Genomic DNA, 13,555 nt, shown 5'->3' on the forward strand with positions numbered 1-13,555 from the left:
TAGTCATGGATTATTTTCCTCTCAATACATGACTATACTTGACAATATTTGACTACGAATCACAACACTTGACTATACCTGACAATAAATGACCACACCTGACCAAAACGTCACTCGTCGCGATTTGTGACATTCCGATATTGGCTCGGCGAGATGCCCTCCGACTTACGGAATTGCCTGCCGAAGTAGTTTAAATCCGAGAAACCAAGCTGGTAGCAGATGTCCGAAATGCTGTCCTTGGTATGCGACAAAAGTTGCTTGGCTTTTTTGATCTTTTCCCTTAATATGAAATCCAGCGGGCTGATGCTGAACTCGCGCTTGAATGCCCGGTAGAATGAAGCGCGGCTCATGCATGCCTTCTCGCTAAGGTCTTCTACCTGGATCTTTTCATTGATATTGGCTTTGATATAATTCACGACGAATGCCAGAGGGTTGTCCTCGTGGAAGTAAGAAGCATCGTCGGTGGCGGCCAAATGCTGCGTCTGGATAATATGTACAATGAGCTCCTGTAAGGTAAGATCTGCGAGAATGTCTTTTCCTAATGCGGAACCTGAGCAGATTTTAATGAGCTTATTGAGTGTCTGCGCGAGTTCAATGTTGTTCAGGAAATGATACTGACTGTGCTGCAACGACCAAAACTGTTGCCGGCCCTCCCGCGGGTAAGTTTCGCTGAGCCGGTCGACGATCTGCTGGATTTTCATCTGGTCGATCGCCAGGGCAATGCATTGGGTAGGGTTGTCGCGCTGGGCTTCGGGAAAATCGATCTTCATCGTCACGTTAGCGGGAACGAGCACCGTTTCGCCAGGTAGATAGTCAAATCCCGGCTGGTCGAACAAATGCATTACCTTTTTTCCCCGTAGCATGCTTGTCACCACGAAATCAGGGAAGGTAAGCGGCACGAGCGCCGAAGGCTGCAAGGTCTCAAACAAGTTCAACTCGCAGTTTTCGAGCGTAAATGCCCGGCGGTTCTCTACCAACGTTTTCAATGATTTCTCTCCCGAAACCGCCACCTGATCCAATCTGAAACCTGCTGCCATTGTCCTATTATTTTAAATCCCAACACCCTTTTCCAACTTACCTACAATTTCTAATCACACTGACCATCAACACCAACGCCCACAATCCCTAACTACAAATGACAAATTCTCCCTAAGCGGGCAGCCCCTTCCTCCATCCTCCCTTTCCTCCCTTCTCCCTTTTTTTCTTTCCTCCCTTCTTCCATTTCCCCACCCACTAAATATAATTGTTTTTTGAAAAAATGAGATAATTATCCTAACACTTGACACGATCGTACCAATGATTAACGCCTGGCAGGATTAGGTTTGTATTATCAATCATTTCTAAAAATAACCTTTAATCATGGATACGATCATCGAAAACAAGGCAGTAGAGAGCAAGACTTACAGTAGTGAAAATCTGGCTAAACGGCCTGATTTTAAAGATAAATATGATAATTATATCAACGGCCGGTTTGTGGCGCCGGCCAAAGGCGAGTACTTCGAAAACATTTCACCCATTGACGGACAAGTGTTCACCAAAGCCGCCCGTTCTACCAAAGAGGATGTAGAGGCTGCGCTTGACGCGGCGCATGCCGCGTTTCCGGCTTGGAGTAAAACTTCGGCCACCAACCGCAGCAACCTGCTGTTGAAAATCGCGCAGGTGATAGAGGATAACCTGGAATACCTAGCCATCGTCGAAACGATCGATAACGGAAAAGCCATCCGGGAAACCCGCGCCGCCGATTTGCCGCTTTGTGTGGACCATTTCCGCTACTTCGCGGGCGTGATCCGCGCAGAGGAAGGTAGCATTTCCGAGCATGACGAAAATACGGTTTGCATTAATCTGCACGAGCCGCTGGGCGTGGTCGCGCAGATTATCCCGTGGAATTTCCCACTGCTGATGGCTACCTGGAAAATTGCGCCTGCACTGGCGGCAGGTAACTGCGTGGTGGTAAAGCCTGCCGAGCAGACGCCTACTTCTATTATGATACTCATGGAGCTGATCGGGGACATTTTGCCTGCCGGAGTGCTCAATATCGTTACGGGCTTCGGTGTGGAAGCCGGTAAACCGCTCGCATCGTCGCCGCGCGTGGCTAAGGTTGCATTTACGGGAGAAACCACTACCGGAAGGCTTATTATGCAGTATGCTTCTGATAACCTGGTGCCGGTGACGATGGAGCTGGGTGGTAAATCGCCGAATATTTTCTTCCCATCGGTGATGGACGAGGATGATGCTTTCCTGGACAAGGCTATTGAAGGCGCGGTATTGTTTGCATTGAACCAGGGAGAGGTTTGTACCTGTCCGTCGCGGATGCTCGTGCATGAGAGTATTTACGACAAATTCATCGAAAGGGTTATCCAGCGCACAAAGGCGATCAAAATGGGCCACCCGCTCGATGGAACTACTATGATGGGCGCGCAGGCTTCGAACGATCAGTACGAAAAGATTTTGTCCTATCTTAAAATAGGCAAGGAGGAAGGCGCGGAAGTGCTTACAGGCGGCGATGCGCAGAGATTTGAGAATGGTATTTCGGGCGGGTACTACATTCAGCCAACGATTTTCAAGGGCCATAATAAAATGCGGATTTTCCAGGAAGAGATCTTCGGACCTGTGGTGTGCGTAACCACTTTCAAGACTACGGAGGAGGCAATCGCCATCGCGAATGATACACTTTATGGCCTGGGCGCGGGCGTGTGGACACGTGATGCGCACGAGCTTTATCAGGTACCACGGGCGATCCTGGCGGGTAGGGTGTGGGTGAATAACTACCACGCCTATCCCGCCCATGCTCCGTTCGGTGGTTATAAAAAGTCGGGTTTTGGCCGGGAAAACCACAAAATGATGCTAGGTTACTACCGCCAGACCAAGAACATGCTGATTTCATACGACAAGAACAAGCTGGGATTTTTCTGAGGATGTTATGACCGAGCGCGTTCTGATTACTCCCGAAGCCGAAAAGGTTGTAGACCAGCTTCGGGAGCTGCACGGGGAGCTGATGTTTCATCAGAGTGGGGGATGTTGTGATGGCTCACAGCCCATGTGTTTTCCAAAAGGGGAGTTCCGCGTGTCGGAAAATGATGTGCTGCTGGGGGAAATAGGGGGCTGTGAATTTTTTATGAGCCGCGACCAGTTCGAGTACTGGCAGCATACGCAATTGACGATCGATCTTGTGCCCGGCCGGGGTGCGAGTTTTTCGTTGGAGATACCGCTGGGTGTGCGTTTCATCACCCGGTCAAGACTTTACACGCCCGAGGAAGCCAACAATCTGACGGCAGTCAACGTCTGAAAACCGTATTATTTTTGGAAGGTGTGAGGCCGCCGTGTAGTGAATCTTTTACACGGTGGTTTCATACCTTTCTTGTCGTTTTAGCACTTATTGGTTATATTTGTTAAAATCGAGCGGTTTGCTGACTGGGAAAATCAAGGTCAGCTATATCTATAACACATCTGTAAATCAACGGATTTGCGGATTTTAAAAGCTGAATTTTGAATTTCAACGAATTTGAACTCCACGAAGACGTCCTGAACGCCGTGGATTCCATGAACTACCAACAGGCGACGCCTATCCAGGAGCAGGCTATACCACACATTCTCAGCGGCAAAGACCTGCTTGCCTGCGCTCAAACGGGAACCGGCAAAACCGCCGCGTACCTGATCCCCATTCTCGACAAAGTAGCCCACGAGGCCAACGCGCATACCGGTGCGCTGATTCTGGTACCTACCCGTGAACTTGCCGTGCAGATCGACCAGCAGATTCAGGGTTTGGGGTATTTTGTTGGCGCTACCAGCATTGCCGTGTACGGTGGTAACAAGGGGCCGGAGTGGGATCAACAGAAGAAAGCATTAACCCAGGGCGCAGATATTATCATCGCTACGCCTGGCAGGCTCATCGCGCATTTGCAGTTGGGCTACGTTCATTTCCGTGACTTGCGGCACCTGGTCCTCGACGAAGCCGACCGTATGTTGGATATGGGCTTCCTGGGCGATATCCTGAAAATCATGAGCTATCTGCCCAACGAGCGGCAGACATTGATGTTTTCGGCCACTATGCCCCCGAAAATCGGCGATTTAGCCAAGCGCATTCTGAAAAACCCGGAAGAGATCAGGCTAGCGGTTTCCCGCCCGGCCGACCGGATTGACCAGCAGTTTTACCTAGCCAAAGACGAGCAGAAACTGCCGCTGCTGATGCATTTGCTGAAAGGTGTTGAGAATATCAGTATGGTACTATTCACCTCCCGTAAATCCAACGTCGAACCAATCGTACGGGCACTTCGTAAATTGGGGCTGGGGGCACACGGCATTTCATCGGATTCAGAGCAAGGGGAAAGAGAAATTGTATTGCGTGATTTTAAAAACAGGCAGTTTCCGATCCTGGTTGCGACCGACGTATTATCCCGCGGCATAGATATTGATAATCTCAGTCATGTTGTGAACTACGACGTTCCCCGTGACCCCGAGGATTACGTACACCGTATAGGGCGTACAGCACGCGCCGAATCAAAAGGCACCGCTATGACGTTCATCAATGAGCACGATCAGAAATATGTATTGAAGATCGAAAGGCTTTTTGAAAAGGAGTTGGAGAAGAAATCTGTCACCGCAGAATTGGGACTGGGTGAGGCTCCCGTATTTGAGCCGCCACGTTTTCGTTCGTCAGGGCGTAACAATAGCAAGAGCAGAAAAAAGAAGGGCGGGTCAGGCGCTCCTTCTGCGAGAAAACCACATCGCGAAGCAAAGCCTCAGAGCACCGTTGATACCGAAGGTGCTGCCGTGCCGACGGCGGATCCGGGAACGGCCGGTGCGCCGGGTACTACCAGTAAACCGAAACGAAGGAACAAGCGGAGGAGACCGAAAAAGGATCAGCCGAAAACCGTAAACCCTACTGAGGCACAGGCCTCTTGATCAGAGTTGGTCAGACGTGAGCATTTGTTTGTCTTGCTTATTCGTCATGAAAGAACTTAAATTACGTACACTTGGACCGTTTGATAGATTGGATAAGGAATTATAAATTCAGCGTATCCGATCCTCCCATCATTACGATGGAAGGCTTGTTTTCGCTGTTACTGCTTTTGGTCCTGAGCCTGCTTGCGGTATTTTTTCACCTTGTCCGCATCCTTTTCAACTCCCCGGTTGATTTTTCGCTCGATTGGAACCTGTTCCTGAGCTGGATACCGCTCATTATCGCCTTTATGGCTGATAATCTCACGAAGCGTTTCGGGCATATTCCATTCGTTTTAGGGATACTAAGCATTGCCTGGTTGGCATTCTTCCCGAATGCGCCCTATATGATCACCGACCTGGCGCACCTGACGGTTGATTACCAGCGGGATCTGACCTGGCACGATATCATCATGTTGTTCTCTTACGCGGAAGTAAGCCTTTTCAATGGTCTGGTTTCGCTTTACTGGATCCACCGCTCGTGGCGCAGGGTGTTCGACCGGAAGCCAGCCAACACGCTGCTGCTGCTAAGCCTTCCGCTGGCGGGCTTTGGCGTGTACCTCGGCCGCGTGCGCAGGATGAACAGCTGGGACATTATTCATGAGCCCAGAGCCATCCTCAATAACCTCTTCGAAAGTTTGCTGGACCGCACCGCGTGGGTGTTCGCGATGGAGATCGGGATGTTGCTCGGGATATTGTATCTCGTGTTGTGGGGGGTGATACGCTTCCGTATCCGGCATTCCAGGAAGAATCACGAATCCCATTAACAGGCAATGCGGCACCGCGATGCCTGATCCTTTCCCGGCCCGTGGGCTACTTTCGACACATTGACCTTCTCGTTTGGGATAAAATTCCCCGATTTTACATTTCAGAATGGACCCGTTAGAAATTTTATTTCAGTGCGAGCACCTGGTAGCAATCAATAAGCCCAACGGTCTGCTTGTGCACCGGTCGCCTATCGCCAGCGATGCCGACGTATTTGCCGTGCAGCTCCTGCGCGATCAGCTGGGGCGGAAGGTGTATCCCGTCCACCGCCTCGACCGCAAAACCTCCGGCGTGCTGCTATTCGCGTTGGATGAAGCCACCAACACTGAAATGCAGCGCAAGTTCATGGATGGCGAGATCGGCAAGACTTACCACGCCATTGTAAGAGGCTATACCCCCGATAATGGTACAATCGATTATCCACTGAAGCGCGACGACGGCGTAACGCAGGATGCGGTCACCTATTTCGAGACGTTGATGCGCAGCGAAGTGCCGTTCGCAATCGGGAAACACCCGACATCCCGCTATTCGCTTGTGAAGCTAAATCCCGCCACAGGACGCATGCACCAGCTTCGCAAACATCTGGCGCATATCCTGCACCCGATCATCGGCGACCGCCCGCACGGGTGTAACAAGCAAAACCGGTTTTTCAAGGAACATCTACACATGATGCAGATGATGCTGCATGCGGTGGAGCTGGAATTTGTACATCCCTTTACAAAGGAAAGGGTGACCATCCAGGCACCCTTTCCGGCTGAGTTTTCTCGAATGCGCGAAGTATTGTTGTTGACCGCTGACTATACTAGGAATTGAGATAGTTTATTGGGTGTAATGAGGTTGTTTATAGTGCTATATGTAGTTGTTCCATATAACTAAAATGAGTTGCAGCTCAGGGGAGCCGTGTTCTCGGCATTAGGGCGATGCCATAGTGTTCCGCTGTTGGCAAAAAAAGCTTTATATTTGCTATTGCCTTTAAAAATATTCATTTGAATGTGGATAAGTTGATGCATTTAGAGTTTTTTAGGGGAATGATCTACTCAACGTAAACTTTTAAGATTTTGCTAAAAATGTCTCGGGCCATCCGACCGGCCATGGCTTCATTGATGCTGGTTTCGGACCCAACTCCAACTACGTGTGCTGAGAACCAGCACCAAGAATCAATAACGACCTTGATGTGCTCAAATCGAAACGGGAATATTCCGTTGAGGGGTACTTTGCATTTTGTCGATAAATCCCCTCGTACGGACTTAGGATCTATCTCAGGTAACAGCGCTTACCTAATTCAATAATTTTTGCATCCATTTTGTTTGCATTTCAAACGAGAGCACAATGAAGCACAATACGAAATTTTTAGATGGCGTACGCCTTGTCCTAGCGCTATGGGTAGCAGTGGGACATCTTTACAAGTACATGGGCGAAGAATCGTTTCTTGAGATACCTATTATTGGCCGGGTATTGTTATACAATGGAGCGGCCGTTGATGGATTTATGGTGATAACAGGATTTTTGATGATGTATCACTACACTTTAAGAGAGGATAAAGAGCCGCCGACAGAACGCAGCACTGTGACGAAGTTTTACTTACGACGACTTTTTAGGATATATCCGCTTTATCTGCTCGGAATTGTCGCTGCCTATTGCATGTTTGATATTAATGCCATTTGGGTCAATTCAAATTATGAATTTTTTACAGGGCACGGCAATGTGTTTACAACTACATATAGCGTAAATAATAGACCCGGATATATTGATTTGCTGACGCATTTAACTTTTTTGCATGGTTTTATTCCGGGTCAGAATGTGAGTATACTTGGTCCAGCGTGGAGTCTTTCGCTGGAAATGCAGTATTATGCTATATTTCCAATACTTTTTGGCGTTTTGTCGCGCGGGAAGAATACTGCATTTATAGCTTTTTTTGCGATAAGTTTAGCTTGTCTTTATTTATCACCCATTGTGTTTGGCGACTGGAATCGCAGCGGGTCATTGGTATCATTGGGAGCACCTTCAATGATAACTCACAAGCTAATATATTTTTACTTTGGTATGCTTATATCAAACGTGCTAATGAAAAGGACTTCTTGGGTTCTATTAGCTGTATCCATTGTAGTTGCTGCCCCGGTAATGGGAATAATGTCGACATTAGTGTTGGTAGCAATAGTACTGTTCATGTTTGCGGATGATATTGGGCACAAATGGATAAGCTCACAATTGCAACTGGCCAGGGACATTTTTTCTGGAAAGGTTTCTAAATGGGGCGCTGATGTATCCTATTCACTCTATTTGATTCATATGATTGTAATGCCCGGAATAATTCATTTAACTATATCTTTTGGGCTAAATAAGTATTTAACCGCAGCAATATCATTAATCCTCTTCCTTGTTGTAAATTTTGTGATTGGCACACTATTTTTTAAATTCTTGGAAAAACCATTTATTAATATTGGAAAGAGGTTCATTTCCGCAAATGAGCAACAAATGGTTGCTGACGTCCAATAGCGGAGAAATCAGCCATTGTCTATTGGCATGCTCCGGCGGATCGCAAGGAAAGCGAGGGCTTTATCTCGCTTTCCCATTCAATTTTTGTCGACAGTAGGTCACATCTTTATCATGTTTCCTACCGCCTACGAAAATCATAATTCAATAGATCAAACGCGCATAGCAACTTCCTTATGTGGAAACCTGATCACAGGTTTCCCGCCACGTGCGCCGGTGTCAGGCCTATTCTCGGTAGTTTCTGATTTTAAAAATCCGGGCTTTCTTGTGAGGTCCACCAAATCTGCAAAATGCTTCATATTGAACCGCTCCATGAGCATTCTGCGGTGATATTTGAGCTCGATCATCGATATCTTTAGCTGAGTAGCAATCGCCTTAGGCGGTTCTTCCCTAGAAAGCGCTTCCAGAATGGCCCGCTCGATGCTCGACAGATAATCTACGGACGGCGCCCCGGTAGTTATGCCTGCCGAGAGGATGTTCTGAACATCTTCCGAGAGAAACAAATTGCCTTTCTGAACCTGCGCAATTGCAGTGAAAAGCTCCTGGGACATGCAAGTTTTGGTCAGAAATGCCTTGGCGCCGAGCCGCATGTAGCTTCTGATCAGCCAGTCATCATTTAATGAGGTCAGAACGATGATTTTGGTGCTTTTGTCAGTCAGGCGAAAAATAGCGTCCACGCCTTTGTCGTACTTGCCGTTGAAGCAAAGTTCGGTGATCACAAGGGTTGGTGATGTATCACGGATTTGGGCTGTAAAAGCCTGGATCGAGCTGTAATGGTCGATCGATTCGATCGCAGGCAGCGAGTTGATCAGGTTTATTCTAAGAGCTTCCGTAAAGATTTGATGGCTATCAATTAGTGCTATTCTCATAATTGGAGGGATTGATGAAAGGTTGCTTGCGTGCTGCCTTTCAAGTGGTTAGTTAATGGGTTTTGATGGAAGAACGTTTCAGCCAGGTTTGTACATGAATGCATACCAGCATGAGACCGGACGAAGTAAACCAGGCGATAACTGTTATAGAAATCTACTGGCTACCTGCAAGACAGGCGCTTTTCTGATGTGAAACGGTAAAAATGAATGGGTTTGCCGTACGATCAACGTTGGCTGGATGCTTTTCTCCGTTTTGCCAATGTAATCGTGGCGGACGATCGTGTGATCCGCTGAGGAGCCCAACTGTTGGGGCCAGTTGTGAAAATCGTTGCTGGTGACATCTTTCTTTTATTAACGTTGAATAAAATATTACTTCATAAGCATATCGCATCAGACGGGTTCTACAAAAGGCTTTCACAGGTATACCTGGACATTGTAGAAGGCCTTGACTGGATACGGAATTAAGTGCGTGAAATAAGCTGGGCTGCACACCCGGGATAGAATATTCGGAGCTTGAAACTATGCAACAAAGTTTACTATCACAAATTACAGATCGACGTATATTCTTTTAACTAGACTAATTATTTAAATAATTATATTAATAAATGAGATAGTTTTATTTTTGTTGACGCAATCGTTTTTAAGTATTTTAAAGGATTGAATCAGAGCTGCTTATGCTGGACCTGCTGATATAGAATAGGATATGCAAATAATGCGGGCGATTGAAATAATGCAAATTGAGACGTTGGTGTGTATACGTATCGTTCCTCTAAGATCGAGTGCTAGAATGGGTCGATGTAGTATTTGTAACCGAATATTTACCACACAAAAAGGTTTTACGTGTAATTAATTCTATACAAAAACATTTCGGACGAATTGAGTCCGTGGAGGGTTTCTGAAAGACTTTTACAGCCTTTACCGGTAGGTAATTATGTTGTAGAATGTAATAGGAGTTGGCGCTAAGCTTCGAATTAGGTTACTATTTTGCGTTCGATTTTACTCAACGGTATAGTGAAGGGGATCTTGCGGTATGCGGATCCCCATTTTGTTTTTGCGTGTTGATTTACCTGGCTTTGTTCACACTCCTATAAGTTAATGCTTGAAATTTCTCAGATTGATCATCCCGAAGATGGCGGGAACGCAGCAGTTGCGAATTTGATTAATCCCTGATTTGATGACTGAAATGCATACTGCGGCTATTAATCAGCGGATATTCTTACAGAAGTCCTCACATAAGCGGCCTGCTGGGATGTATCATCAGAATTGCGGCATTTCTCTTCCTATGGGGCTTTTTTCGTTAATGAAAATAAATGTAACTTGACTAGTCACCCTAGTGAAAAGTTTATCTGCTGATGATCAAATGTGATAGCTCCGGATCAGATAGCATCATCTCCATCTGTGAGAAAATAATCGTCTCAACATCTTCTTTGATCTGCCGGTAGTTGGCATCGATAGCCTGTGGGCTTACGTTTCGGATGATCGGTAAGGGCTTTTGGTTTGCTTGCTGACGGCTGAGCGCTTTATGGTCGTTGACCAGCGTGCAGTGAAATGTTTTCAGCTCTAAGGGCTGATCGGGATTATCGGCGCACATCCCGACAAATTCACCCGCGCTTAGGGCCGCTATGCGCGAAGGCGGGATGGCCGCATCCAGCTGCTTGGAGCGGCTGATGGAGGTGTCGGCCCTGTTGATTGAAAGACTGGTGCGGTTCTGGTTGATTCTGCCAAAGCGCTCAGAGAGCTGTTTGGCAGTATCGCCAGTAACCTGCCCTGAGATGATGTTACCGGTTATGTTCATCACAACATCGGCAAGTTCTCTTCCATAATCCTTTCGGAGCTGACTTAAATCCTGGATTCCGACCGTTGTGGCCACTTTGTTTTGCCTGGCAGTAGCTATCAGCGAATCGATGTGGTTCAGATAAACAGTGGGAAATTCATCAAAGACAAGACTGGACTTTTGTCTGTCCTTTTGGTTGACTGCTTTTATCAGGCGTGAGATGTACAGCGAGACCACCGCACCATACGTTTGGATTTTGGCCGGATTGTTGCCCATGCAGACGATTTTTGGCTCTCGCGGATTATTGATATCAAGGGAAAAGTCACTTCCTGAAAGAACATAGTACAGCTGTGGCGATGAGAGGCGGGCCATCGAAATCTGAGCCGAAGCGATCTGGCCCTCTAGCTGCTGGTTAGCGTGGTGAATGAATGCGGATATAAAAGGATTGATCAGCGCCTGTATTTCCTTTTGGGTTCTGAGCACTGAGAAAAGTTTGGCGTGCTCTGTCTGCATCAGCTCGACTGCGTGAGGAAGGGTGCAATAGGCACCGTTCTGGTATTTTCTCAAAAACCATATGATCGCTGTTAAAAAGTTGATCGGGGATTCAACAAAAAAATCGCCCTGGCGGCGGATCCATTCCCGGTTGAGCCCCATCAGGATCGTGCGGGCCGATTCTGCTGCATCAGAAATATCGGTCATCGAGGCTGGTTCCAAGGGGTTGCACCGGTGCGAGCGTGAGAGGTCATCAAAATTCACATAGTAAAATGCCTTGGCTGCACCGGGCTGCTCTGCCGCATTGAGCCAGGTGTTGTAGGCGATGCTGGTCAGATCGTCAAATTTGAAATCATAAATAAACATTGAAAAACCCTTCTGGATGTGCTGAGTGATGATATGACGGATCACGTAGTAGGTTTTTCCAGAGCCGGGAGAGCCGACTACAAGTATGCCCCGGAATGGGTTGATAAAGTTAACCCAACTGCTGCGCGTTTTTCTGCCGAGCCGGTAGCTGGCTTTCAGATTGATTGAGTACTGGTTTTGCAGAAGCTGCTCGTGCTGGGGGAATGTTTCGTTATCTGCGTTGAAGACATCGACGTTAAGTTTTTGATGGATTACCCGTGAAATCCGTGAGCCGCCCTGTAAGATGGCCAGGTAGCTGACTGAGCACCAAAACAGGTAAACTGCCGCTGTAAAGGGGCTAGCAGCGCCAAGCTCGAAAGCCAAAAAGGAAAAATGAAAACACAGAAGACCTGCAATAACCCAGCCAAGCGGGGAGGCGATCGTAAGCTCATCATCTTTTTTGCCTTTGGCGCCCAGCAGCGAGATAAAAAGAAATAGCAGCGCTGCCAGCTTGGTCCTTTGAAAACTATCAAACAGGCCCGTTTTTGCGATCTGCTCTAAAATTCTCACAATCCAAGGTGGGGTCAGTTGCCAGAATTCAAAGGCGCGGTAGCAGTAATAATAGTAGTGCAGTGCCAGCAGCGCCAGGCTGATCAACCGGCTCATATCGGTGATTTTGTGTAAGGCTTGCTGGTTTTCTGAGGTTGCGTGTGTCATTAGTTAAGTACTTAAAGTTGTAATGAGATTTGTCTGCGTTTTTTTCTGAGAAGCTTTTTCAGCTCACGCGGCAGGTAATCCGCTTGTGGCGCCGGGTCAAGCAGTAGTTTCAAAAGACTCTCATCAGCTTCGCGCTGGCCGGATTGACCCTCAATGCTTTGATCAGCGCTGTCTTGGCCCTTAGCCTGCCAGGGCAGCGGGTGGGCCAACGGATTTTGGTACTGGGCTGGGCCATGGATCCTTTCAAATTCTGCGAAGTGCTTTTGCAACCCAAAATGAGTGTAGCGTTCTCCCAACCGGCTGGCTGAGCAGGCTGCACGCGAGCGGAAATCGACAAAAATGATTTCGGAGAGCTGACCAGCCGGCGTGAAAGCGTAGACGGCTTTGATGCCATCTTTTGAGAGACGATCGTCCAAATCGGCCAGCGACCTTGTTTGAGTTGTGACCAGGGCCAGATCGATCAATGTCCTGATACGCTGGGTATGCAGCGCAATTACCGCGCTGTTGGCTATGAAACGTTGTTGAAGATAGCTCATGTTGGGTTTGCCATCAAGCCGGCTGGCTTTCAGAGGACTTCCGGTTTTCTTTCCGTTTTGGGTGAGCATCTGATAGCTCAGGCCCTGATGCAGGCGGGTTTTAGAGCCTGGTCTGCCCGGGTTGGCGGCCAGATTATAGTGCCGTAGCACCGCGTTGAGCTCTATGATCGTGCAGTATTTGAAGTAAGGCAGCACCACCGAGAGAACCTGTGAGATGGCAAGCGCTGCCGGCATCTTGCCATATTGCAGTCTTTGAGCGCTTTCAAGCTTTGGAGCTGGCAATACCCTCCCGTCAGAAGCAGTCAATTGATATTGCTTCTCTATTTGTTTGAGCGCGTTTTTGGCAAAGGCTTCCCTGACATGGAAGACTGTGTTACGCGAGCCGTCTGCTTTTACGTTAACAGTGACAAGGTGCAGGTGGGGATGCAGCGTATCCAGATGCTGGTAAACCAGAAAAGGCTGCTGGCCCAGGCCGATATGGTCCATATAGGCCTGGGAGATCTCTTTAAGCTGCTGGCCGTTGAGCTTGTCTGGGTATTTCGGAGAAGTTGACCACCTGATTCCGTGGCAAATTGACCACCTAATTATCTGGCGGCCGGTAGCAGAAAAAAGCTGCAGAAGCAGTT

10 protein-coding genes are annotated in these 13,555 nt (G+C 47.9%); 6 read left to right on the top strand and 4 right to left on the bottom strand.

Annotated elements, in window-relative coordinates; all coding sequences use genetic code 11:
- Positions 1-110 precede the first annotated feature (110 nt).
- Positions 111-1,037 carry an AraC family transcriptional regulator gene (locus tag CLV60_RS25120; protein WP_106598135.1) on the bottom strand — a complete coding sequence of 309 codons (927 nt, stop codon included), beginning with the start codon at positions 1,035-1,037 and terminating at the stop codon, positions 111-113.
- Positions 1,038-1,359: 322 nt separating this feature from the next.
- Here CLV60_RS25120 and CLV60_RS25125 point away from each other — a divergent pair, with 322 nt between their 5' ends.
- From CLV60_RS25125 to CLV60_RS25150, 6 genes are all read left to right on the top strand, one after another.
- Positions 1,360-2,913 carry an aldehyde dehydrogenase family protein gene (locus tag CLV60_RS25125; RefSeq protein ID WP_229211121.1) on the top strand — a complete coding sequence of 518 codons (1,554 nt, stop codon included), beginning with the start codon at positions 1,360-1,362 and terminating at the stop codon, positions 2,911-2,913.
- 7 nt (positions 2,914-2,920) lie between these two features.
- Complete coding sequence (locus tag CLV60_RS25130) at positions 2,921-3,286, top strand: DUF779 domain-containing protein (RefSeq protein WP_106598136.1); 366 nt, start codon at positions 2,921-2,923, stop codon at positions 3,284-3,286.
- Between the two features lie 200 nt (positions 3,287-3,486).
- On the top strand, positions 3,487-4,902 hold the full coding sequence (locus CLV60_RS25135) for a DEAD/DEAH box helicase (RefSeq protein WP_106598137.1): 1,416 nt from the start codon (positions 3,487-3,489) through the stop codon (positions 4,900-4,902).
- 71 nt (positions 4,903-4,973) lie between these two features.
- The gene (locus CLV60_RS25140) at positions 4,974-5,705 is read left to right on the top strand and encodes a DUF1361 domain-containing protein (RefSeq protein ID WP_229211122.1); all 732 of its coding nucleotides are present in this window, start codon (positions 4,974-4,976) and stop codon (positions 5,703-5,705) included.
- A 106-nt stretch (positions 5,706-5,811) separates the two neighbouring features.
- Positions 5,812-6,516: a pseudouridine synthase gene (locus CLV60_RS25145; RefSeq protein ID WP_106598138.1), complete on the top strand. Its 705-nt coding sequence runs from the start codon at positions 5,812-5,814 to the stop codon at positions 6,514-6,516.
- 516 nt (positions 6,517-7,032) lie between these two features.
- The gene (locus CLV60_RS25150; protein ID WP_106598139.1) at positions 7,033-8,199 is read left to right on the top strand and encodes an acyltransferase family protein; all 1,167 of its coding nucleotides are present in this window, start codon (positions 7,033-7,035) and stop codon (positions 8,197-8,199) included.
- 149 nt (positions 8,200-8,348) lie between these two features.
- Here the strand turns inward: CLV60_RS25150 and CLV60_RS25155 are convergent, their stop codons facing one another.
- The 3 genes from CLV60_RS25155 to CLV60_RS25165 form a co-directional block, all read right to left on the bottom strand.
- Complete coding sequence (locus tag CLV60_RS25155) at positions 8,349-9,065, bottom strand: response regulator transcription factor (protein ID WP_106598140.1); 717 nt, start codon at positions 9,063-9,065, stop codon at positions 8,349-8,351.
- A 1,342-nt stretch (positions 9,066-10,407) separates the two neighbouring features.
- Complete coding sequence (mobC, locus tag CLV60_RS25160; RefSeq protein WP_106598141.1) at positions 10,408-12,393, bottom strand: conjugal transfer protein MobC; 1,986 nt, start codon at positions 12,391-12,393, stop codon at positions 10,408-10,410.
- An 11-nt stretch (positions 12,394-12,404) separates the two neighbouring features.
- Positions 12,405-13,555 (bottom strand): relaxase/mobilization nuclease domain-containing protein (locus CLV60_RS25165; protein WP_170118860.1); only part of this gene is annotated, 1,151 nt, incomplete at its 5' end.

It is taken from the genome of Dyadobacter jiangsuensis, assembly GCF_003014695.1.
GTDB lineage: Bacteria > Bacteroidota > Bacteroidia > Cytophagales > Spirosomataceae > Dyadobacter > Dyadobacter jiangsuensis.

Bases quoted from the DNA above. Each gene is read 5' to 3' on its own strand.
- CLV60_RS25120 (WP_106598135.1), bottom strand. From the start codon at position 1,037: ATGGCAGCAGGTTTCAGATTGGATCAGGTGGCGGTTTCGGGAGAGAAA.
- CLV60_RS25125 (WP_229211121.1), top strand. From the start codon at position 1,360: ATGGATACGATCATCGAAAACAAGGCAGTAGAGAGCAAGACTTACAGT.
- CLV60_RS25130 (WP_106598136.1), top strand. From the start codon at position 2,921: ATGACCGAGCGCGTTCTGATTACTCCCGAAGCCGAAAAGGTTGTAGAC.
- CLV60_RS25145 (WP_106598138.1), top strand. From the start codon at position 5,812: ATGGACCCGTTAGAAATTTTATTTCAGTGCGAGCACCTGGTAGCAATC.
- CLV60_RS25150 (WP_106598139.1), top strand. From the start codon at position 7,033: ATGAAGCACAATACGAAATTTTTAGATGGCGTACGCCTTGTCCTAGCG.
- CLV60_RS25155 (WP_106598140.1), bottom strand. From the start codon at position 9,065: ATGAGAATAGCACTAATTGATAGCCATCAAATCTTTACGGAAGCTCTT.
- mobC (WP_106598141.1), bottom strand. From the start codon at position 12,393: ATGACACACGCAACCTCAGAAAACCAGCAAGCCTTACACAAAATCACC.